This is a genomic window from Streptomyces tauricus (assembly GCF_014650955.1).
GTDB classification, from domain to species: domain Bacteria; phylum Actinomycetota; class Actinomycetes; order Streptomycetales; family Streptomycetaceae; genus Streptomyces; species Streptomyces tauricus.
Map to the genome: position 1 here is coordinate 1 of NZ_BMVY01000036.1, position 22,039 is coordinate 22,039.

General features: G+C 71.5%; 21 protein-coding genes and 1 pseudogene. 12 read left to right on the forward strand and 10 right to left on the reverse strand.

The window, feature by feature from the left end; all coding sequences use genetic code 11:
- The 4 genes from IE278_RS34740 to IE278_RS34755 all read right to left on the reverse strand — a co-directional run.
- Positions 1-610, reverse strand: a 610-nt coding sequence (locus tag IE278_RS34740) for a hypothetical protein (RefSeq protein WP_189778421.1), incomplete at its 3' end; no start/stop codon positions are given.
- Positions 603-1,331: a T4 family baseplate hub assembly chaperone gene (locus IE278_RS34745; RefSeq protein ID WP_189778423.1), complete on the reverse strand. Its 729-nt coding sequence runs from the start codon at positions 1,329-1,331 to the stop codon at positions 603-605. The genes IE278_RS34745 and IE278_RS34740, both read right to left, overlap by 8 nt.
- 112 nt (positions 1,332-1,443) lie before the next feature.
- Positions 1,444-1,968 (reverse strand): phage tail protein, encoded by a 525-nt coding sequence (locus IE278_RS34750; protein WP_055614510.1) that lies wholly within the window; start codon positions 1,966-1,968, stop codon positions 1,444-1,446.
- A 60-nt stretch (positions 1,969-2,028) separates the two neighbouring features.
- A complete protein-coding gene (locus IE278_RS34755; protein WP_189778425.1) occupies positions 2,029-3,894 on the reverse strand; it encodes a phage tail sheath family protein in 1,866 nt (621 codons plus the stop codon).
- Between the two features lie 370 nt (positions 3,895-4,264).
- On the opposite strand from IE278_RS34755, the gene IE278_RS34760 reads away from it, so the two are divergent.
- Positions 4,265-4,687 carry a YchJ family protein gene (locus IE278_RS34760; RefSeq protein WP_189778427.1) on the forward strand — a complete coding sequence of 141 codons (423 nt, stop codon included), beginning with the start codon at positions 4,265-4,267 and terminating at the stop codon, positions 4,685-4,687.
- A 164-nt stretch (positions 4,688-4,851) separates the two neighbouring features.
- Here the strand turns inward: IE278_RS34760 and IE278_RS34765 are convergent, their stop codons facing one another.
- Positions 4,852-5,559 (reverse strand): FadR/GntR family transcriptional regulator, encoded by a 708-nt coding sequence (locus IE278_RS34765; protein ID WP_189778429.1) that lies wholly within the window; start codon positions 5,557-5,559, stop codon positions 4,852-4,854.
- A 155-nt stretch (positions 5,560-5,714) separates the two neighbouring features.
- Between IE278_RS34765 and IE278_RS34770 the strand changes: the two genes are divergently transcribed.
- The 5 genes and pseudogenes from IE278_RS34770 (at position 5,715) to bla (ending at position 10,829) form a co-directional block, all read left to right on the forward strand.
- Positions 5,715-6,224, forward strand: coding sequence for a gluconokinase (locus IE278_RS34770; RefSeq protein WP_189778431.1), 510 nt, complete (start codon positions 5,715-5,717; stop codon positions 6,222-6,224).
- Positions 6,225-6,291: 67 nt separating this feature from the next.
- On the forward strand, positions 6,292-7,689 hold the full coding sequence (locus IE278_RS34775) for a GntT/GntP/DsdX family permease (protein ID WP_189778433.1): 1,398 nt from the start codon (positions 6,292-6,294) through the stop codon (positions 7,687-7,689).
- Positions 7,690-7,745: 56 nt separating this feature from the next.
- A pseudogene (locus tag IE278_RS34780) lies at positions 7,746-8,505 on the forward strand (SDR family oxidoreductase).
- 30 nt (positions 8,506-8,535) lie between these two features.
- Positions 8,536-9,579, forward strand: coding sequence for an L-idonate 5-dehydrogenase (locus tag IE278_RS34785; protein WP_189778552.1), 1,044 nt, complete (start codon positions 8,536-8,538; stop codon positions 9,577-9,579).
- 302 nt (positions 9,580-9,881) lie between these two features.
- Complete coding sequence (gene bla, locus IE278_RS34790; RefSeq protein ID WP_189778436.1) at positions 9,882-10,829, forward strand: class A beta-lactamase; 948 nt, start codon at positions 9,882-9,884, stop codon at positions 10,827-10,829.
- Positions 10,830-10,872: 43 nt separating this feature from the next.
- On the opposite strand, the gene IE278_RS34795 is transcribed toward bla, so the two are convergent.
- The 5 genes from IE278_RS34795 to IE278_RS34815 form a co-directional block, all read right to left on the reverse strand.
- Positions 10,873-11,538, reverse strand: coding sequence for a cytochrome b/b6 domain-containing protein (locus tag IE278_RS34795; RefSeq protein ID WP_189778438.1), 666 nt, complete (start codon positions 11,536-11,538; stop codon positions 10,873-10,875).
- The gene (locus IE278_RS34800) at positions 11,525-12,196 is read right to left on the reverse strand and encodes a molybdopterin-dependent oxidoreductase (protein ID WP_189778554.1); all 672 of its coding nucleotides are present in this window, start codon (positions 12,194-12,196) and stop codon (positions 11,525-11,527) included. Before IE278_RS34800 ends, IE278_RS34795 begins: the two co-directional genes overlap by 14 nt.
- A gap of 231 nt (positions 12,197-12,427) precedes the next feature.
- Positions 12,428-14,017 (reverse strand): APC family permease, encoded by a 1,590-nt coding sequence (locus IE278_RS34805; RefSeq protein WP_189778440.1) that lies wholly within the window; start codon positions 14,015-14,017, stop codon positions 12,428-12,430.
- Positions 14,018-14,088: 71 nt separating this feature from the next.
- Positions 14,089-15,039 carry a hypothetical protein gene (locus IE278_RS34810; RefSeq protein ID WP_189778442.1) on the reverse strand — a complete coding sequence of 317 codons (951 nt, stop codon included), beginning with the start codon at positions 15,037-15,039 and terminating at the stop codon, positions 14,089-14,091.
- Between the two features lie 218 nt (positions 15,040-15,257).
- Positions 15,258-16,913, reverse strand: a complete 1,656-nt coding sequence (locus IE278_RS34815; RefSeq protein ID WP_189778444.1) for an FAD-binding dehydrogenase — start codon at positions 16,911-16,913, stop codon at positions 15,258-15,260.
- A 162-nt stretch (positions 16,914-17,075) separates the two neighbouring features.
- On the opposite strand from IE278_RS34815, the gene IE278_RS34820 reads away from it, so the two are divergent.
- The 6 genes from IE278_RS34820 (at position 17,076) to IE278_RS34845 (ending at position 22,004) form a co-directional block, all read left to right on the forward strand.
- Entirely contained in the window at positions 17,076-17,966 is an 891-nt protein-coding gene (locus tag IE278_RS34820) for a DMT family transporter (RefSeq protein WP_189778446.1), read from the forward strand.
- Positions 17,967-18,052: 86 nt separating this feature from the next.
- Positions 18,053-18,568 (forward strand): NUDIX domain-containing protein, encoded by a 516-nt coding sequence (locus IE278_RS34825; RefSeq protein ID WP_189778449.1) that lies wholly within the window; start codon positions 18,053-18,055, stop codon positions 18,566-18,568.
- A 171-nt stretch (positions 18,569-18,739) separates the two neighbouring features.
- Positions 18,740-19,132 (forward strand): YidH family protein, encoded by a 393-nt coding sequence (locus tag IE278_RS34830; protein WP_189778451.1) that lies wholly within the window; start codon positions 18,740-18,742, stop codon positions 19,130-19,132.
- Positions 19,129-19,437 (forward strand): DUF202 domain-containing protein, encoded by a 309-nt coding sequence (locus IE278_RS34835; protein ID WP_246571146.1) that lies wholly within the window; start codon positions 19,129-19,131, stop codon positions 19,435-19,437. The genes IE278_RS34830 and IE278_RS34835 overlap by 4 nt, the downstream gene beginning before the upstream one ends.
- 304 nt (positions 19,438-19,741) lie before the next feature.
- Positions 19,742-20,764, forward strand: a complete 1,023-nt coding sequence (locus IE278_RS34840; protein WP_189778455.1) for a phosphotransferase family protein — start codon at positions 19,742-19,744, stop codon at positions 20,762-20,764.
- Positions 20,765-20,771: 7 nt separating this feature from the next.
- Complete coding sequence (locus IE278_RS34845) at positions 20,772-22,004, forward strand: acyl-CoA dehydrogenase family protein (protein WP_189778457.1); 1,233 nt, start codon at positions 20,772-20,774, stop codon at positions 22,002-22,004.
- Positions 22,005-22,039 lie beyond the last annotated feature (35 nt).

The window sequence follows — 22,039 nt, forward strand, 5'->3', positions numbered from 1 at the left end:
CGGACCGGCGGCCCACGGTCTGCCGTACGGCGTCGCGGGCCGCCGCCGTGTCCGCGGCGCTGGGTCGCGGCGCGGCGGACCCGGCGGCGGGGGAAGCGGCGGCCGTGCCCGAGGGGAGAGGCACGGACACCGCGCTCGGGGAAGTGGCCCGCTCCGGCTCACCGCGTCCGGCGGGACGCCGCACGGAGTCGGGAGCCGGCCGCAGTGCCGGGAGCGCCTCGGCGGCGGGCCGCAGCAACGGCGCCTCGGGCAGGTCTCTCGGTACGGGCCGGGGCGTCGGCTCTTCGGACACCGGCCGTCCGGCCCGTACGACGGTCCGCTCGCGCTCCGTACGGAGCTGGACCTCGCGCACGGTCGCGCCCGTCAAGTCCGTGTCCCGCGAACTCTGTTGGGGTGCGGTCGGCCACAGTGGCCCCGCCGTGTCCGGCTCGGGCGCGGTGGCCCGTACCGCTTCGGCCCGTTCGAAGGGGCCGGCCAGTCGCGGGCGCAGCCGCACCACGTCCGTGGGCGACTCGGCGGCCGGGGTGTGCCGGGCGAGCAGCCGGTCGAAGAAGTCGGGCGCCCGTGGCGTCCGCTCCTGCTCGGGGCGTCCTCCCAGAGGGTCAGACATCGGCACACAGCTCCAGGTAGTAGCGGCGCCGCAGCGGGCTCAGCGCCAGGATCTCCGGCTCGCTCCAGCCGTAGGCGGTGGCGAGGAGATGGACGTCGAGGAGCACCTCGCGCGCCCAGGCGTCCAGTTCGGTCCACAGGTAGGAGGCGATGTCGAGTCCGGCGCGGGTGGCCGCGCCGCACTCGGGGCAGTTGACGTTGAGGGTGAGGTCCGCGCCCGGGTCGGCCTCCTGGGCCGCCTCGGCGAGCCGGCGCCGCACCGCCTCGGGCAGCGCGTCGGCGGGGACGTCCGCTCCGTGGTGCACGGCCGAGACGACGCACCGTTCCAGCAGGGCCAGGCGGGGTTCCGGGTGCCGGGCCGCCGCCGTCAGGTCGGCGGCACTCGGCACCCGGAGTTCGATCTCCCAGCCGTCCTCGGCGACCCGCACCGAGGACGCGGCGGGAGTACCCGTCGACCGGGCCAACTGCCCGGCGTCGAGGTCGAATTCCATGTCCTCGCCGCAGGCGGAGCAGCCGAGGCGGACCTGCATCCGTTCGCCGAACAGGGTCCGGCGCAGCGCGAACAGGTCCGCCTCCCGCTCGCCCACCGGCAGCGCGGCCAGGGCCTCGCCCCCGGTGTCCGGGCGGGCCGCGCGGTGCAGCAGGAGGGCGCGGCCGGACGGGGCCTGGGCCAGCCCGGTCTCCCAGGTGGTGAGGAGTTCTGCCGCCCGAGTGATCGTCATGCCCGCCCCCGTTCCTTACTGGCCGTACTGACCCCTGCCGCCCTTGCTGCCCCTGCTGCCCCCGCAGCCTTGCTGTCCCAGCCGTCGTGGCCGTCGTGCAACCCCGCTCCGGTCAGGCGGGGTTCAGGAACGAGGGCTCCTCCGGCTCGGGCACCTCGTAGTCCCGCTCCCAGCCCTCGCATTCGAGCTTCAGCGACTGGATGGCCACCGCGTTGGCGTTGGCGTCCAGCTCGCCGAGGACCTGGTACTCGCTGGGCCAGGTCCGGTAGAGCTTGTGCGAGACGGCCACCTGCCCGGCCTCGTTGAGGACCTGGATCACGATGTCCTTGCGGAAGTCGGCGAGGGACACCTCGGAGCCGAGGCCCGCGCCGACCTGCCAGACCTTGTTGGCCCAGCGGTCGAACTCGGGGTCGTGGGTGACCCCGCGCTCCAGCGTGATGCCCTCGAACTCGGAGCGGCCGGGCGACTTGCGCGGCGAGCTGGGGTCGCCGCCGTGCCGGTGCTTGACGACCTCGGTGGTCCGCTTCAGTGGACTGATCTTGCTGATGCCCGCGACCGTCCGACCGTCCCACAGCACGAGGAACTTGAAGTTCTTGTAGGGGTCGAAACGCTGGGCGTTGACAGTGAACTCAGCCATCGGTTTCCTTCACGTTCTCCTCGTCGGGCCTGGAGCCCGAAGGGTCTGGGCCCTGCCGGCCTAGAGCTCGAACTGCCCGGACGTCTGCTGGATCCTGACGACGACGAACTCGGCCGGCCTGACCGGTGCGATACCGACCAGGACGTTGACGACGCCGTTCGCGACGTCCTCGTCCGTCGTGGTGTCGCGGTCGCACTTGACGAAGTACGCCTCGCGCGGCGTGCCGCCCTTGAAGGCGCCCTGCCGGAAGAGCGTGTGCAGATACGAGGAGGCGGCGAGGCGGATCTGCTGCCACAGGTTCTCGTCGTTGGGCTCGAACACGACCCACTGCAGGCCGCGTTGGAGGCTCTCCTCGACATGCAGGGCGAGCCGCCGCACGGGCACGTACTTCCACTCGCTGTCGAGCGCGTCGGAGCCCTCCAGGGTGCGCGCCCCCCACACGAGCGGGCCCACCATCGGCAGGGTGCGCAGGCAGTTGACGCCGAGCGGGTTGAGCAGTCCGCTCTCGCGGTCGGTGAGGTCGACGGTGAGCGAGTGGACCCCCGCGAGCCGTGCCTCGGTGCCGGCCGGCGCCTTCCACACACCGCGTTCGGCGTCCGTGCGGGCGTACACCCCCGCGACCGCGCCCGACGGCGGGAAGGCACGCAGCCGTCCGGTGAGCGGGTCGGTGAGCTGCAGGTGCGGGAAGTACAGGCCGGCGTGGTTGCCGCGGACGGCGTCGAAGGCGGCGAGTCCGGCGCGGGCGGTGTCCACGCTGCCCCAGGTGCCGGGCGCGTCGACGAGCAGGAAGATCCGCCGCTCCTCGCAGAGCCGCTGGGCCGCGGAGACGACCGTGACCGCGTCGGCGGTCGACTCGTACGCCGCGAGTTCCGGCAGGACGAGCAGGTTGACGTCCGCGACCCCGCGCAGCGCCTGGATACCGGTCTTGCCGGCCTCGCTGCCGATGAGGTCGCTCGGGCCGGGGGCCTCGCCGTCCTCGCCGCCGTCCAGCGGGAAGACGGGCGGGTTGACGGAGGCCTCGAGACCCAGGTCGTTGGCGCACTCGCCGACGAACCGGACGATGTCGTCGGGGTCGGTGGAGCCCGCGACGACCTGGAGGCGCCTGCCGAAGGCGGTGACCTCGGCGCCCGCGAAGGCGTGCCGTCCCGGCGCGTCGGGCAGCGCCCGCAGCTTGCGTTCGAGCAGCAGCGCCAACTCGGCCACCCCGGAAGGGGATTCGCCGTCGCAGTCGGGGTCGTACAGCGTGAACTCGCGTTCGACGTCACCGATCTTCACGGTCAGATCGACGGCGAGGTCGGGCAGTTCGTGCCCGAACGGCTTGGAGACGGTGCCGGACGGGTCGGGCCGGCCCTCGCCCACGGCCTCGACGCGGACGAGCCGCGAGCCGCCGTTGATCACGGTCGGCGCGTACCGGCCGTGCGAGGTGTCCATCGACAGCCCGGTGAAGCTCTCCCGGGCCCGGCCCCTGGCGTCGTACACCCGCAGGTTGAAGGTCTCGTCGGGGCGGGGCGTGTCGTGGTCGACGGCGAGGCGCAGGCCGTTGCCCCATCCACCGGATTCCTTGGCGTGTACGTCGAGGACGGCGCTCTCGCTGTGGCCCTCGGTGGACTCCAGGGTGACGCGGGCGGCCTTCCCGCTGTTCGCTTTGGCGACGCGGACGATCACGGCGACCGTGCCGCCGTTGCCGAAGAACTGGTGCACCGCGTAGCCGACGGCGCCGCGCGAGCTCAGGCCCCCGAAGCGGCGCTCGAACTCGGTGAAGCTCGTGACGCGCACCGGCTCGTTCAGCGGGCCGCGCCGGGTGTGCCCCACGAAGGCGGTCACCGAGGTGGTGACGGTCGAGACGGTCCGTGCGCTGCTGGGAAGTTCTTCGACGTAGACGCCGGGATACGTCGGCCTGGCAGTGTTCACCGCGTTCATCGGCATTCCCCCTCCTAATCCGATCTCGGGCACCGGATGACATGCACCAAGAGGCGGCAGAGGGGGCGGTCGCGTCCGGCGCACGCGGAGGTCTCCGGACGCGCGGAAAGCACGCCGGTCCACGACACCGCATCAGTCCCCCGTCAGTGCCCCGGCCGGACGGCCGTCCGGGGTCAAGCAGCACGCTTGTGACTCCTGATGCTCAAGTGCTCAATCCACCGTGGTGGGTGGGTAGTTGCGTATGCAAGGCGTGTTCACGCCACCCCTGAAGGAGATTCGATGGAGGGCACTGCGCACAGCTCGCACACGATGTACTCGTGTCGGGGCGCCTGCTTCACGGATCCGCCACAGGCCGTGTTGCAGCAGAATGGAGCGCATGTCCCGACGCACCCCGCAGTCTCGCAACCAGCGCCGTTCCGCTCCGGCACGCAACCCCTCATGCCCTTGCGGTCTTGCGGAGACGTACGAGGCGTGCTGTGGCCGATTCCATCGGGGTGAGGCTTCGGCGCCGACCGCCGAGGCACTGATGCGCTCGCGCTACTGCGCGTTCGTCAAGGGCGACGAGGCGTACCTGCTGCGGACCTGGCACCCGCGCACCCGCCCGCCCCGCCTGGACCTCGACCCGGCGATGCGCTGGACGGGCCTGGAGATCCTCGCCACGACGGAGGGCACGCCGTTCCACACAACGGGCACGGTGACATTCCGAGCGTCCTACGAGGGCGGCTTCCTCCAAGAACACAGCCACTTCGAACGATCGGCCGGCGCGTGGACGTACACGGACGGCGACGTCACTGCTTAACCCCCAAGGGGCGCGGCGAACGGCCCAGCCTTCCGCCCTGAGGGGGCGCAGCCCCCAAGGGGCGCGGGGAACGGCGCAGTCTTTTGTCTTTCGCCTTTCAGGGGCGCGGGGCACTGCGCAACCCGGGCACGGCGTACCCGCACCCGACGGCAAGTCGGGACATGTCAGCCCTCCGGGCTGAGAATGTCCAACTCCTGCAGCGCTCCCAGCACAACCTCCCGAGTCAAAGACTCGGCAAGCCCCGCGTCTCCCGCCCGAACCGCCTCAGCGACCTGCACATGCAGGGTGACCGCCGCGGGATCTGGATCCTCGAACATCACCTGATGGTGCGTACGCCCGGCCAGCACCTCGGCGACCACATCCCCGAGCCGCGCGAACATCTCGTTGCCGGAGGCGTTCAGCACGATCCGGTGGAACGCGATGTCGTGGACGAGGTACCCCTCCAGCTTGTGGCCGCGTGAGTGCGCCACCATGCCGAGCGCGCACTCGGTCAGCTCGGCGCACTGCTCGGCCGTGGCGTGCTTCGCGGCCAGCCCCGCCGCGACGGGTTCCACGGCACACCGCAGCACGGTCAGCGAGCGCAGCTGGCGCGGCCGGTCGGCGCCCGCCAGTCGCCACCGGATGACCTGCGGGTCGTAGACGTTCCACTCGTTCGTGGGACGGACGGTCACGCCGACCCGGCGCCGGGACTCCACCAGGTGCATCGATTCCAGGACGCGAACCGCCTCGCGCATCACCGAGCGTGACACCTCGAAACGCTGCGCCAGCTCGTCCGTGCGCAGAACACTGCCCGGGGGGTACTCGCCCGCGGTGATCGACGGACCGAGGCGTTCCAGTACATGGCCGTGCAGCCCCCGGCCCGATGTGCTCATGAGTTCAGGGTACGAGGAAGAGAGCGCGAACAAAAAGTCAGACTTATACGTCACAGACTCTTGAATTCATCTGACCTATGGGTTTCAGTGTCGTGACGGATGCGGCACCCGACATTCATCCGACATCCGATGTCGAAGAAGACAGCGAGGCAGCTATGACTACCCCCCACGTCGTCGTGGTGATGGGCGTGGCAGGCACGGGCAAGACCACCATCGGGCCCCTGCTTGCGGACCGGCTCGGCGTTCCCTACGCCGAGGCCGACGACTTCCACCCCGAGGCCAACATCGCCAAGATGTCGGCCGGCACTCCGCTCACCGACGAGGACCGCCGCCCCTGGCTGGACGCCATCGGCGCCTGGGCCCACGGGCGGGCCGGACTCGGCGGCGTGGTCAGCTGCTCCGCGCTGAAGCGGGCCTACCGGGACCGGCTCAGGGCAGCCGCTCCCGACGTCGTCTTCGTCCACCTCACCGGTGACCGCAAGCTCATCGAGGACCGGATGGCGCACCGCCAGGGCCACTTCATGCCCACGGCGCTCCTCGACTCCCAGTTCGCCACCCTCCAGCCGCTCCAGGCGGACGAGACGGGTGTCGCCGTGGACGTCGTCGGCACCCCCGAAGAGATCACCGAGCGGGCCGTGACCGCGCTGGACGGCCTCGCCCGCTAGAGCCCTCGCCTCGCCCCGCCCCCGCAGGGCCCTCCCCTCTCCCCCTCCCCATGCAAGGAAAAGCACCGTGACCAGACTCAGCGTCGAGATGCTGGCAGCGGATCCCGTCGAGCCGATCACCTCGGCGGGCCACGCTCAGCTGGGCATAGCCGTACTGGCGGGCATCGCCGTCATCGTCCTGCTCATCACCAAGTTCAAGCTCCACGCCTTTCTCGCGCTGACCATCGGGTCGCTGGCGCTCGGCGCGTTCGCCGGGGCGCCGCTCGACAAGGCGATCACCAGCTTCTCGGCCGGTCTCGGCTCGACCGTCGCCGGCGTGGGTGTGCTGATCGCGCTCGGCGCGATCCTCGGCAAGCTGCTCGCGGACTCCGGCGGCGCCGACCAGATCGTCGACACGATCCTCGCCAAGGCGGGTGGCCGCTCGATGCCCTGGGCGATGGTGCTGATCGCCTCGGTGATCGGGCTGCCGCTCTTCTTCGAGGTCGGCATCGTGCTGCTCATCCCGGTCGTCCTGATGGTGGCCAAGCGCGGCAACTACTCGCTGATGCGCATCGGCATCCCGGCGCTCGCGGGCCTGTCCGTGATGCACGGGCTGATCCCGCCGCACCCCGGCCCGCTGGTCGCGATCGACGCGGTCAAGGCGAACCTCGGTGTCACCCTCGCCCTCGGCATCCTCGTCGCCATCCCGACCGTGATCATCGCGGGGCCGCTCTTCTCGAAGTACGCGGCCCGCTGGGTGGACGTCCCGGCGCCGGAGAAGATGATCCCCCAGCGCGCCTCCGAGGACCTGGAGAAGCGCCCCGGGTTCGGCGTCACCATCGCCACCGTGATGCTGCCGGTGGTGCTGATGCTGGCCAAGGCGCTGGTGGACATCGTCGTCGACGACCCGACGCACATGGTCCAGCGTGTCTTCGACGTGATCGGCTCACCGCTGATCGCGCTGCTCGCGGCCGTGCTCGTCGCCATGTTCACGCTCGGCCGGGCGGCCGGGTTCACCAAGGGCCGGATGTCCTCGACCGTCGAGAAGTCGCTCGCCCCCATCGCGGGCATCCTGCTGATCGTCGGCGCGGGCGGCGGCTTCAAGCAGACGCTGATCGACTGCGGGGTGGGCCAGATGATCCTGGACATCTCCAAGGACTGGTCGATCCCCGCGCTGCTGCTGGCCTGGCTGATCGCGGTGGCGATCCGGCTCGCGACCGGTTCCGCGACCGTCGCCACCATCTCGGCGGCCGGTCTGGTGGCCCCGCTCGCGGCCGACATGTCGACCACGCACACCGCGCTGCTGGTCCTCGCGATCGGCGCCGGCTCGCTGTTCTTCAGCCATGTGAACGACGCCGGGTTCTGGCTGGTCAAGGAGTACTTCGGACTGAGCGTCGGCCAGACCATCAAGACCTGGTCGGTCATGGAGACCATCATCTCGGTGGTCGCCGGAGGCCTGGTGCTGCTGCTGTCACTTGTGATCTAGCTCCGGATCCAGCTCCCACTCCGGATCCAGGTCAGAAAGGCCGGGAAGGTACGGCGATGGCCCACCCCCTCTTCGACATCGGCGGCCGTACGGCGCTGGTCACCGGGTCCAGCCGGGGCATCGGCCTCGCGCTGGCCCGGGGCCTGGCGGAGGCCGGCTGCACGGTCGTGCTGAACGGCCGCGATCCGGACCGGCTCGCCGAGGCCGCGGCGCGGCTGCCCGGCGAGATCCACACGGTCGCCTTCGACGTGACCGACGGCCCCTCGGTGGCCGCCGGGATCGCGGACGTCGAGGAGCGGGTGGGCCCGCTGGACATCCTCGTCAACAACGCCGGAATGCAACTGCGGGCCCCGCTCCTGGAGTTCGCCGACACCGACTGGCACCGCATCCTCGACACCAACCTGACCAGCGCGTTCCTGGTGGGCCGCGAGGCCGCCCGGGGGATGACCGCGCGCGGCCACGGCAAGATCGTCAACATCTGCTCCCTGCAGAGCGAGGTGGCACGGCCCGGCATCGCCCCGTACGCGGCCACCAAGGGCGCGCTGAAGATGCTCACCAAGGGCATGTTGCGCCGACTGGGGCCCGCGCGGGGTGCAGGTGAACGGGCTCGGCCCCGGCTACATCGAGACCGAACTGACCCAACCCCTCGTCGACGACCCGGAGTTCAGCGCGTGGGTCCGCCGCCGGACCCCGGCGGGCCGCTGGGGGCGTACGGAGGACCTGGTCGGCGGTGTGCTGTTCCTCGCCTCTCCGGCGGCGGACTTCGTCAGCGGCCAGGTGCTGTACGTCGACGGCGGCATGACCAGCGTCCTCTGAGTGCCGCGAGAAGGGACCGTCCCCATGTCCATGCTCGGTTGCGTGATCCACGGCCGGGGCGACCTCCGGGTGGACGAACTCCCCACCCCCTCCCCCGGCCCCGGCGAGGCACTCGTCGCCGTGCGCTACGGCGGGGTGTGCGGTTCCGATCTCCACTACTGGCGCCACGGCGGAGTGGGTGACTTCACGCTCCGCGAGCCGATGATCCTCGGCCACGAGATCGTGGGCACGGTCCTGGCGTACGGAGCCGGCGCCGATGCCGATGCCGACGGAACTCCCGCCCCGGGTACGGAAGTCGCGGTGCACCCAGCCACCCCGTGCGGGGCGTGCCCGGAGTGCACGGCCGGCCGCCGGAACGTGTGCCGGGACACCCGCTACCTCGGCAGCGCGGCCCGCACCCCACACGTACAGGGCGGCTTCGCGACCCAAGTCGTCGTGCCCGCAGCCCAGTTGAGACCACTGCCGCCGAACCTCCCCCTGCGACGGGCCGCGCTGGCCGAACCGCTGTCCGTCGCCCTGCACGCGGTGCGCCGGGCCGGCGACGTACGCGGGAAGCACGTCCTGGTGACCGGTGCCGGCCCCATCGGCTGTCTGGTCGTCGCGGCGGCGAAGGCGGCGGGGGCCGCGCACGTGACGGCGACGGACCTGCTGCCGCGGGCACTGGAGTACGCGGTGGCCGCGGGCGCCGACTCGACCGTACGCGCGGACGAGCCGTCCTCCTCCGGCCGGCCGTCCGAGGTGGACGCGGCGGTCGAGGCGTCCGGGGTCGCGGCCGGCCTGGACACCTGCCTGCGTCTCGTGCGGCGCGGCGGGGTCGTGGTCCAGCTCGGCATGCTGCCTCCCGGGCAGAGCGCCTTCCCCGGCAACCTGGTGGTCAGCCGGGAGATCGACCTCCGGGGAGCCTTCCGCTTCGACGAGGAGTTCGACGACGCACTCCAACTCCTGGCCACCGCGCCCCACTTCGACCAACTGATCAGCGCGACGATCCCCCTCGCAGAAGCCGAATCCGCCTTCACCCTGGCCGCAGACAGAACAAAGTCCTGCAAAATACTCCTGGACTTCACCCCCCACTAGGGCCGCCCCCTCCAGGAGCGCGGGGACCGACTTCTGGGGGCGCGGGGAACGGCGCAATCTTTTGCTCTTGGGGGCGCGGGGAACGGCGCAGTCCTTTGCTCTTGGGGGCGCGGGGAACGGCGCAGTCTTGTCGCTTTCAGGGGCGCGGGGAACGGCGCAGGCCTGTGTCTCCAAAGGCGCCGGGAGCCGCGCGGCCACCCCCCACAACCAGCCACATCCCCCCGCACCAGGAACCACACGCGCCCCACAGAAGTCTCCTCCCACGCAAGTGATCACCGCCCTCAGCGGAAGAGAGAGCCACCGTGGACAGCTCACCCCACCCCACCCGCCGAACAGCCACCGCACTGACCCTGGGCGCAGGCGCCGCGCTGATCACCGGCGCGGCCCCGTCGGCCCACGCGGCGGCGAAGCCGAAGGCGAACCCGTCGGACCCGGCGAACACGGCGGACCACGACATCGTCAAGGCGCTCGCCGAGCTGGAGCACGCCCACCACGCCCGCCTCGGCGTCTATGCCCGCAACACCGCCACCGGCACCACCGTGCGGTACCGCGCGGACGAGACCTTCCCGATGTGCTCGGTCTTCAAGACCCTCGCGGCCGCGGCCGTCCTGCGCGACCTCGACCGGCACGGCGAGTACCTGGGCCTGCTGATCCGGTACACCGAGCAGGACCTCGAAAGGGCCGACGGCTCTCCCGTCACGGGCCGCCCGGAGAACCTCGCCAACGGCATGACCGTCGCCGCCCTGTGCCACGCGGCCATCGCCCACAGCGACAACGCAGCGGCGAACCTGCTCCTGCGCGAACTGGGCGGCCCGACCACCATCACCCGCTTCTGCCGCTCGATCGGGGACCCCACGACCCGCCTCGACCGGTGGGAGCCCGAGCTGAACAGTGCCGAGCCGTGGCGTACGACGGACCTCACCAGCCCGGCCGCCGTCGGACGGACGTACGCGAGGCTCGCCCTCGGTGACGCCCTCGTGCCCCGGGACAGGCGGCAGCTGACCGAGTGGCTGCTGGCCAACACCACCAGCACGAACCGTTTCCGCGCGGGCCTGCCCACCGACTGGGCGCTCGGCGACAAGACGGGCACGGGCAAGTACGGCACCAGCAACGACGTGGGCATCGCGTGGACGCCGGACGGCACACCCGTCGTACTGGCCGTGCTGTCCACCAAGCCCGACCCCGACGCCCCCAAGGACGACGAACTCGTCGCCGACGCCGCCGAACTCCTCGCGGCGGCCCTGGTCTAGAAGCCGGGGCCGGGGCCCCCTCGCTACGGCCTCACTACGGTCTCTACGGCCGCCAGAGCGGATGTTCCCGCTCGGCCCACTCCCGGCTGACCGAGCCCGTCCGCAGTCCTCGCCGGGACTCCGGGCGGGCGAGGGCCATCCCGATGTGTCCCGCGAGGACGAGTCCGATGGTCAGCGCGAGCCAGTCGTGGACGAAGGTCGCACTCGTGCGCCAGACCAGCGGGGCGAGGTGCGTGAACCACATCAGCAGCCCCGTGGCGACCATGACCAGGACGGCTCCGGCGATCCACGCCGCGTACGTCTTCTGTCCGGCGTTGAACTTCCCGGCCGGCCGGGACTCGGGCCGGGCGTCCCGGCGCAGCGCGGACCGCAGCCAGACCCGGTCGTGCGGCCCGAAGCGGTTGAGGAGCCGCAGGTCCGCGCGGAAGGCGCGTGAGGCGAGCCCGGCGAGGACGGGCACGGGAAGCAGCAGCCCGGACCACTCGTGCACCCGCACGACCAGCTCGCGGCGGCCGACGAGTTCGGCGAGCTGCGGCAGGTAGAGGCAGCCCGCGGTCAGTACGCACACACCCATCAGGATCGCCGTGGTCCGGTGGACCCAGCGTTCGGCGGGCGTGAAGCGGCGGACCCGCAGCGCACCCGCGAGGCGCTCCCCGGCTTCCGGTGCGGCGTCCGGTGTCTTCGAGGCGTCGGTCTCAGGTGGTCTCATCGTCACGTCCGTTCGACCGGCCGACCCAGGCGTCCACGTCGTAGCCCCGCTCTTCCCAGTAGCCGGGGCGGACGTCCGAGGTGACGGTGATGCCGGAGAGCCACTTCGCCGACTTGTAGAAGTACATGGGGGCCACGTAGAGGCGGACGGGGCCGCCGTGGGCGTGGTTGATGTCCTTGTCCTGCATACGCAGCGCGACCAGGACGTCGGCGCGGCGGGCCTGGTCCAGGGTCAGGCTCTCCGAGTACGCCCCGTCGAAGCAGGTGAAGCGGACCGCCCCGGCCGAAGGGCGCACCCCCGCGGCGTCCAGCAGCCGGGACAGGCGTACCCCTTCGAAGGGGGTGTCGGGCACCCGCCAGCCGGTGACGCACTGGACGTCCCGGACCATCCGCGTCTGCGGCAGGGCGCGCAGGTCGGCCAGGGTGTACGTGCCGGGGTGGTCGACCAGGCCGTCGATCTTCAGACGGTAGGAGTCCTCGTCCTTGTGCGGGACGGAGGAGGTGACCGAGTAGTAGCGGAAGCCGCCGCCGTTGGGGAGCAGGCCGGTCAGACCGGTGGGGTCCTTGTCGGCGGCACTGCCGAGGAAGGATTCGAGGCCGCGCTGGAGGGTGGGCGCGGTAGCCACGCCGAGGGCGCCGAGTCCGAGCATCCCGAGCATGAGCCGTCGCCCGACCGGGGCGCCGCCCGCTTCGGGGTCGCCCGCGGCCGCTGGCGAAGGTTCTGGGTTCACACACTGATTCGAGCACCCCCGGGCCCTCCGAAGCCAGGGTCCAAGGGTGCTCGTCAGCGTTCCGTAATGACTTCTTACGCGTTTCTCAGGAGCCGAGGTCAGGAGCCGGGAGTCAAGCCGCGAGTCAGGAGCGGGAGGTCAGCCCGGGAGCCCGGGGGGTCAGGAGTCGGACCCCGCCGCCTTGTCCAGCTGGAACGCCTCGTTGCCGAGCCCGATGCCGGCGTAGGCAGCGGGCTTGCGGGCGCGCAGGAACAGGCCCTGAGCGACGCCCGCGGCGGCGGCCAGCACGATGATGCCGGGCAGCAGCCAGCTCAGCGAGGAGCCGGGTCCCGCGCCCACCAGGACGTCGAAGTCCTTGATCGTGTAGACGGCGATGACGAGGAGCGCGAGCCCCGCGATCACCGAGCAGGCCAGCCGCCGGGCCTGGGCGCTCGCGGCACCCCGGCGGACGAAGAACACCACCACGGACAGCGAGGCCGCGGCCATCAGCACGATGACGCCGAGCGCGCCGACGTTGCCCATCCAGGTGAAGAGATGCAGTACGGGCGCGGTCGGGTCGCCGACCGGCTTGTCGTCGGCGACGGCGAACGCCACGACGACGACCACGGCGACGGCCGACTGGAGCAGTGAGCCCGTGCCGGGGGCGCCGCTCGTGCCCGTGGTCCGGCCGAAGGCGGCGGGCAGCAGTCCTTCGCGGCCCATGGCGAAGGCGTACCGGGCGACGACGTTGTGGAAGCTGAGCATCGCGGCGAACATGCCGGTCACGAACAGCACATGGAGTACATCGGTGAACGTGCCGCCGAGCCGTGACTCGGTGAGGAAGAACAGCAGGCCCGCGCTCTGCTTCTGGGAGGCGCCCACGATCCCGGAGGGGCCCGCGGCGACGGTCAGCGCCCAGGAGCTGAGCGCGAAGAACACGGCGACGAAGCCGATGGCGAGGAACATCACGCGCGGGACCAGGATGTGCGGGCGGCTGGTCTCCTCCGCGTACACGGGGGCCTGTTCGAAGCCGAGGAACGCGGCGATGCAGAAGCACAGGGCGGTGCCGAGGCCCACTCCGGTGAGGGTGTCCGGGTTGAAGGCGTGCAGGGAGAGGCCTTCCCTGGCGGGGTCGGCGACGGCCGCGATGTCGAAGATCACGACGAGGGCGACCTCGATGAGCAGCAGCACCCCGAGCACACGCGCGTTGACGTCGATCTTCAGCCAGCCGAGGGCGCCGACGAGGAGGGCGGCCACCAACGCCGGTATCCACCAAGCGAGTTCGATGTCGAGGTAGGTGGCGAAGAGGCCGGACACCTCGAAGCCGAAGATGCCGTAGATGCCGACCTGGAGCGCGTTGTAGGCGACGAGCGCGACCGCCGCGGCGCCCGAGCCGGCCAGGCCGCCGAGCCCTCGGGAGATGTACGCGTAGAAGGCGCCCGCGTTGTGGACGTGGCGGCTCATCTCGGCGTAGCCGACGCTGAAGAGGACGAGCACGACGCCGAGCAGGACGAAGAGCAGCGGCTGTCCGACGATGCCCATCACCGCGAATGTCGTGGGCATGACACCCGCGACCACCATGAGAGGGGCGGTCGCCGCGAGGACGGAGAGCAGCAGGCCCCCCGTACCGAGCCGATCGGACCGCAGGGCCCGGTCCTGGCCCTTGAAGGTGCTGATGCCACTGCCGGCGGCGGCCGGTCCGCCCGCGCCCGTACTCGGGCCCGCGCTCGCGCTCGACGCACTCGTGGTGTGTGAACTGCCCGTCGTCATGGCGGGGTCGTCCTCTCTGCTGGCAGGTCGCCGGCGTTCGGCCGGCGGGCTGTGGCGGGCGGGGGTGTCGTTCAGACCGTGCCGAGCACGCTGTCGCGTGCGGCACGGAAGGCCTGGTGCGGGTCCCGGTCGGGGTACGACCAGGGCACCGCGGTCGCGTGCGGTCCGATGCGGTGGAACAGGGCGGCGGCCTCGGCGCCCCGGCCCTCGCAGTACTTGGCGTGGACGAGGAAGTTGAGGTCGAGGCGGCTGCGCGGATGGTCGTCGCGCTCCCATTCCAGCCACCAGTCGAAGGCCGACTTCATCACCTGGCGGGCCCGGCGTCCCACCCAGTGCCCGGAGGCCACCGGGTCGGGCGGTTCACCGCCGGCCGTGGCCAGGACGCGATAGCGCTCGGCGTGCGCGACGACGGGCAGGATCGCGAGCGGCGAGTCGGCGGGTGCCTGTTCCGCCGACCAGGTCGCGAAGTCGTAGACCTCGTGCAGCGGGTCCTGCCCGGACTCGGGTCGCCGCTCGGCGAGCCGGGCCACCATCAGATGGTGGGCGTGGTGGTGGTCGGGGTAGCGGTGGCGGACCTCGTCGAAGAGCTGCACCACGTCCTGGTCGGCGCCGAGGACGCGCTCCAGCATCAGCAGTCCGAGCCAGGGCGTGGGGTCGGCGGGCAGCGCCTCGGCCGCGGTACGGCACGCCTCCCGCGCCCTGGTCGGCTTCTCCTTGCCGTGCAGGGCGCGTTGGACGGTGGCGACGGCGAGCAGCACGGCGGCGTCCGCCGACTCCGGTTCGGCGAGCTGCCAGTCGCGGGCCCAGGCGAGCGTGCCGCTCTCCTGGGCGAGGGTCGTGACGCGGTGGCCCCGGCGGTCCCAGTCGTCACCGGTCGCGGCCAGCAGGGCGCGTACGGCGGTCCACCGCCCCTGGGCCAACGCGGCCCGGGCGGCGACGAGTTCGGTGTCGTCGAGTGCGGCGTCGAAGGGCTGGACCGCGCGCTTGCGGGCGCGGCCGAGGGGCGGCGGAGGTGGGGACACCGCGGAACTCCCTCGCATGACGCGGACGCGGATATGACGGATGTTCAGTGTCGGTTTTGTGTGACCGGTTGACATTCACCGTCGACTGGTTCCGTCAGCGGCCGGTCACGCACAGACAACCCTTCGTTACGGGTTCACGTCAAGGCCCACTGACGACTGACACGCGTCAACACAGCTCCCCACAGCGTGAGTTGAGCCTCATCGACTGGACCTCACCCTCAGTCCACGGCCTTCGCCGCGGCCCGCCCGGCCGTGCGGCCGGAGAACAGGCAGCCGCCCAGGAACGTCCCTTCGAGGGCCCGGTATCCATGCACTCCGCCGCCCCCGAATCCGGCCGCCTCCCCCGCCGCGTACACCCCGGACAGCGGGTCGCCGCCCTCGGTCAGCACCTGCGACGAGAGGTCGGTCTCCAGGCCGCCGAGGGTCTTGCGAGTGAGGATGTTGAGGCGGACGGCGACGAGCGGGCCGGCCTTGGGGTCGAGGATGCGGTGCGGGGTCGCCGTACGGGTCAGCCGGTCGCCGAGGTAGGCGCGGGAGCCACGCACGGCCATCACCTGGAGGTCCTTGGTGAAGGGGTTGGCGATCTCGCGGTCGCGCGCGGTGATCACGCGGCGCAGTTCCGCCTCGTCGATGAGCGGCTCCTTGGTGAGCGCGTTCATCCCGCGGACGAGCGCGCCGAGGTCCTTCTCGACGACGAAGTCGGCGCCCTTGTCCATGAACGCCTGTACGGGACCCGGCACTTCGGCCCGGGCCCGCTGGAAGACGCCCTTGACGGACTTGCCGGTGAAGTCGGGGTTCTGCTCGGAGCCGGAGAGCGCGAACTCCTTGCCGATGATCTTCTGGTCGAGCACGAACCACGTGTAGTCGTACCCCGTGCCCATGATGTGCTCCAGCGTGCCGAGCGTGTCGAAGCCCGGGAACAGCGGGACGGGCAGCCGGTTGCCGCGGGCGTCCAGCCAGAGCGAGGACGGGCCGGGGAGGATACGGATGCCGTGCTTGTCCCAGACGGGGTTCCAGTTCTGGATGCCCTCGGTGTAGTGCCACATGCGGTCGCGGTTGATGAAGTGCGCGCCCGCGGCCTCCGCGACACCGAGCATCCGGCCGTCCACGTGCGCGGGCACACCGGAGATCATCCGCTCGGGCGGGGCGCCGAGGCGCGCGGGCCAGTTGGCGCGGACGAGTTCGTGGTTGCCGCCGATGCCGCCCGAAGTGACGATCACCGCCTGGGCGCGCAGCTCGAAGGCGCCGGTGACCGTACGGCCGCTGGCCCGGCCGCGCTCGACGCCCGACGGCTCCAGGACCTCGCCGCTCACCGTGTCGACCGCGCCCGCGCTGCGCGACAGACCCGTCACGCGGTGGCGGAACTTCAGCTGTACGAGGCCTCGCGCCACGCCCTCGCGGACCCGCCGCTCGAAGGGGGCGACGACACCGGGGCCCGTACCCCAGGTGATGTGGAAACGCGGCACGGAGTTGCCGTGGCCGTTCGCGTCGTAGCCGCCGCGCTCGGCCCAGCTGACCACCGGGAACCAGCGCATGCCCTGCTTGTGCAGCCAGCTGCGCTTCTCACCGGCCGCGAAGTCGACGTACGCCTCGGCCCACTTGCGGGGCCAGTGGTCCTCCGGGCGGTCGAAGGCCGCGGTGCCCAGCCAGTCCTGGAGGGCCAGCGCGCGGCCGTCCTTGATACGCATCCGGCGCTGTTCGGGCGAGTCCACGAAGAAGAGGCCGCCGAACGACCAGTGCGCCTGGCCGCCGATCGATTGCTCCGGCTCCTGGTCGAGAAGGATCACCTTGCGCCCCGCGTCGACGAGTTCCGCGGTCGCCGCGAGCCCGGCGAGCCCCGCTCCGATCACGATCACATCTGCGTCGTACGCCATGAGCAGGTCCTCCTGGGCCTTGTTACCGACCGGTCGTTACCGTCGGTCAGATCCTTGGGCAACGGAGTGACCCAGTCAACTGCCGGGTCATGGGCACTCGGGCTACAGTCGATCGCAACCACACCTCGCCCCGTCACCGTCCGAAGTCTTGAGGTACGCAGCGTGTCGGTTCTGGTTCTCCTCCTCGCCGTCGGCGCGGCCTGTTGTCTGGGCGTCGGTTTCGTCCTCCAGCAGAACGCGGCGGCCCATGCCCCGCTGGGTGACTTCCTCTCCCCCCGACTGCTCCTCGACCTCGTGAAGGTGCCGCGCTGGCTGGGCGGCATCGGGTTCATGGTCGTGGGCATGGTGCTCGGCGCGATCGCGCTGGCGCACGGCGAGCTGTCCCTCGTCGAACCGCTCCTCGCGACCAATCTGCTCTTCGCCCTCGTACTCTCCCGGCGCCAGACCCGCCAGCCGCTCGGCCGGCAGGGCTGGGGCGGGCTGCTGCTCCTCGCGGGCGGGGTGACGGCCTTCATCGTGGCCGGGCAGCCGGAGGGCGGCGACGCGATCTCCGATCCGGTACGGCACTGGCTGATCATCGGGGCGATGGTGGGCCTCGCGCTGCTGCTCACCGGGTACGCCAAGCGGTCCCGGCTGAGTTCGGGGCCGGCGCTCGGGGTGGCGGCCGGTCTGCTGTACGGGGTGCAGGACGCGCTCACGCGGGTGAGCGGACAGCGCTTCTCCGACGGCGGCTGGATGGCGCTGGTCACCGGCTGGCAGCTGTACGCCGTCGTCGCCCTCGGGATCACCGGGCTCGTGCTCGTCCAGAGCGCCTTCGAGACGGCGCCCCTGCGGATGTCGCTGCCCGCGCTCACCGCCGCGCAGCCGCTCGCCGGGATCGTGTGCGGGGTGGGTTTCCTCGGGGACCGGTTGCGGGCCGACACCGGGGCGATGGCCTGGGAGGCCGCCGGACTCGCCGGGATCGTGGTGGGCGTCGTCCTGCTGGGGCTGCATCCCGCGATGCCGAACGGGGTGGCGCTCAAGGAACGGCTGCGGGACCTGCAACCGCGTTGACCTCGGCCTCCCGCGGGGCCGGACGGGCTGGTGGCGGGCTGCCGTTCGGCTGGGGTGGGCTGCCGGCGGGCTGCTTTGATGGGCGGATGAGTTCCGCTGACGAGATTCTCGACGTCGTCGACGAGCACGACGAGGTGATCGGCCAGGCCAGGCGCGGGGACGTGTACGCGCGCGGGCTGCGGCACCGATGCGCGTTCATCCAGGTCAGAGACGCGGAGGGGCGCCTGTTCGTGCACCGGCGCACGTCCACCAAGCTCGTGTTCCCGTCGCTGTACGACATGTTCGTCGGCGGGGTCGTGGGCGCGGGCGAGAGCTACGACGAGGCGGCGTTGCGGGAGGCCGAGGAGGAACTGGGGGTGTCCGGGCTGGCCCGGCCGTCCTTCCTGTTCAAGTTCCTGTACGAGGACGGGGCCGGGCTGAGCTGGTGGTCGGCGGTGTACGAGGTGCGGTGCGAGGTGGCGGTTTCTCCGCAGGTGGAGGAGGTCGACTGGTACGCGTTCCTGCCGGAGGCGGAGGTGGTGGAGCGGTTGGACGAGTGGGAGTGGGTGCCGGACGGGGTGGCGGCGTATTCGCGGCTGCGGGCGTTTCGGGGGGCGGGGTGAGGCCCCCCGAAACGAAGATTGCGCCGTTCCCCGCGCCCCTGACAGACCAAGGACTGCGCCGTTCCCCGCGCCCCTGAAAAGCGACAAGCCTGCGCCGTTCCCCGCGCCCCTACAGGTACGCACCTGTAGGTGTGCGGCTGGGGAGTGAGGGGGGCCGGTAGTGTCGGTGGGGTGATCGAGTTTGTGCGGAACGTCCGGTTGTGGTTCGCGCCTGCGCGGATCGAGGAAGAAGGGGTCACCCCCGACTACCGGTTCTCGTTGGCGAACGAGCGGACGTTTCTGGCGTGGCTGCGGACCTCCCTCGCCCTGATCGGCGGCGGTTTCGCCGTGGACCAGTTCCTGCCGGACCTGCGGTGGGAGTGGCGGGCCGGGCTGGCGCTCGGGCTGCTGGCCGCGGGAGTGCTGTGCGCGCTGCGGTCGGTGAACCACTGGGTCCGCTGCGAGCGCGCGATGCGCAGGGGCGAGGACCTGCCGGTGTCCCGTTTCCCGGCGCTGCTGAGCATCGGTGTGGCCCTGGTCGCCCTCGCCATGGTGGTGGTCGTGCTGGCCGGGTGGGAGTCGTGACGGTACGCGACCCGGGACTGCAGCCGGAGCGCACCCGGCTCGCCTGGCGGCGTACGACCCTGGCGGCGACCGTGGCCGCCGTACTCGCGGGGAAGTCGGCGCTGCGCGAGGGACCCGGCGTGACCGCGCTGGTGGTGTGCGCGCTGTGCTGCGGGCTGTGGCTGGGGTTCCTCGCCGTGGCACACCGGCGGATCCGCGCCCTGTCCGGGAGCGTGCCCCCGCAGGCGTTCACGCCGAGGCACGCGAGCACCGCCGCCCTGTGCACGATCGCGTTGGCCGTCTGCGCGGCGGCGCTGGTCTTCTGAGCATGCGGAGTCGGCCGGCGGACTCGCCGAGGTGCCGCACGGCGACCACGTCGACTACGTTCATGCCGGTCACCACCACGCCCGCCACGAAGGGCGCCGGGGCGAAGCATCAGGCAGCACGGGGCCCGGCACGACAGGCCCCACCGAGGTTCCGGAGCCCCCGAGCCGCAGGTGACGGCCCGGGGGTTTTCCGTGGTCCTGCGTGGCCGAGACGCCGGTCACGTTTCGTTTGCCCACTGGACGGCATACCGACCGGTCGGCATCATGTGGGGGAGCCCTGATCCCCGCCTACGGAGGAAACACGATGAGTCCAGACCACCCGCCAGGTCTCGATCTCGACCGGCTGCGCGGCCTGCTCGACAGCGAGCGGCCCGGGCTGGTCGACGGCCCGCTGACCGGCCGGCTGATCGAGGGCGGACGGTCGAACCTCACGTACGCGGTGACGGACGGCACCTCGAAGTGGGTCGTCCGCAGGCCGCCGCTCGGGCACGTCCTGGCCACCGCGCACGACATGAAGCGCGAGCACCGGGTGATCAGCGCGCTGCACCCGACCGCCGTACCCGTGCCGCGGACGCTGCTGCTGTGCGAGGACGTGGACGTGCTGGGCGCGCCCTTCTACGTCATGGACTTCGTCGAGGGCACGCCCTACCGGACCGCCGAGCAACTCGCTCCGCTCGGCCCGGAGCGCACCCGTGGCGCGGTGCTCGGTCTCGTCGACACCCTGGTCGAACTGCACGCCGTGGACCCCGCCGAGGTGGGCCTCGCCGACTTCGGCCGGCCCGAGGGCTTCCTCGACCGTCAACTGCGGCGCTGGGGCAAACAGTTGGACGCCTCCCGCAACCGCGAGCTGGCCGGCATCGACGAGTTGCACGCCGCGCTCGGGCGCGAGCTGCCGCACTCCCCCACCGCCACGGTCGTGCACGGCGACTACCGCCTCGACAACGTGCTGATCGGCGAGGACGACCGGATCAGGGCGATCCTCGACTGGGAGATGTCCACGCTGGGCGACCCGCTCACCGACCTGGGCCTGCTGGTCATGTACAGCATGCCGCTGGGGCTGCCCGACTCCCCCGTCTCCACGACCGCGACGGCCGCCGGACACCCGTCACCGGCCGAGCTGATCGAGCGGTACGCCGCGCGGTCGGGGCGTGACGTGTCCGCCGTCGCCTGGTACACGGCGTTCGCGTGGTTCAAGCTCGCCGTGATCCTGGAGGGCATCCACTACCGCTACACGCTCGGCCAGACCGTCGGCGCGGGCTTCGACCGTATCGGCGACCTGGTGCCCGTGTTCATCGAGCACGGCCTGACCACCCTTCAGGAAGGCTGACCGCATCATGGACTTCGCGTTCGACGCACGCACCGAGGAACTGCGCGCCAAGCTGCTCGCCTTCATGGACGAGTACGTCTATCCGGCCGAGGCCGTCGCGCACGAGCAGCGGCAGCGGCTGGACTCGCCGTGGGACACCCCGGCCGTGGTCGAGGAGTTGAAGGCCGAGGCCCGCCGCCAGGGGCTGTGGAACCTCTTCCTGCCGGACTCCGAGTACGGGGCCGGGCTGACGAACCTGCAGTACGCGCCGCTCGCCGAGATCACCGGCCGGTCCCCGCAGTTGGCGCCCACCGCGCTGAACTGCGCGGCGCCCGACACCGGCAACATGGAGGTGCTCAGCCAGTTCGGCGACGAGCAGCAGCGCAAGCAGTGGCTGGAGCCGCTGCTCGCCGGTGAGATCCGGTCGGCGTTCGCGATGACCGAGCCGGAGGTGGCCTCCTCCGACGCCACGAACATCACCACGCTGATCGAGCGGACCTCCGGCGGGGCGGACGGCACCGACGAGTACGTCGTCACCGGCCGCAAGTGGTACATCTCCGGGGCGATGAACCCCGACTGCAAGATCTTCATCGTGATGGGCAAGACGGACCCCGGCGGCTCCGACATCCGCCGTCAGCAGTCGATGATCCTGGTGCCGCGCGACACCCCGGGCGTCGAGGTCAAGCGCGCGATGCAGGTGTACGGCTACGAGGACCACTCCCACGGCGGCCACGCGGAGGTCGTCTTCCACGGGGCGCGGGTGCCGGTCGCCAACCTCATCGGCGAGGAGGGCGGCGGCTTCGCCATCGCGCAGGCGCGGCTCGGCCCCGGCCGCATCCACCACTGCATGCGGCTGATCGGCATGGCCGAGCGGGCGATCGAGCTGATGTGCCGGCGGGCGGTCTCGCGTGAGGCGTTCGGCAAGTCGCTGGCCCAGCAGGGGGTCGTCCACAACTGGATCGCGGACGCGCGGGTCGCCGTCGAGCAGCTTCGGCTGCTGGTGCTGAAGACCGCCTGGATGATGGACACGGTGGGCAACAAGGGGGCGCACACGGAGATCCAGGCGATCAAGATCGCCACGCCTCGTACGGTCGTCGACATCATCGACAAGGCGATCCAGCTGCACGGTGCGGGGGGTGTGAGTCAGGACTTCCCGCTGGCCGAGCTGTGGGCGGGTGCGCGCACGCTGAAGCTGGCCGACGGGCCGGACGAGGTGCATCAGCGGTCGCTGGCGCGGCACGAGCTGAAGAAGTACGTCTGATCCCGCCGAACTCCTGATTGCGCGGTTCCCCGCGC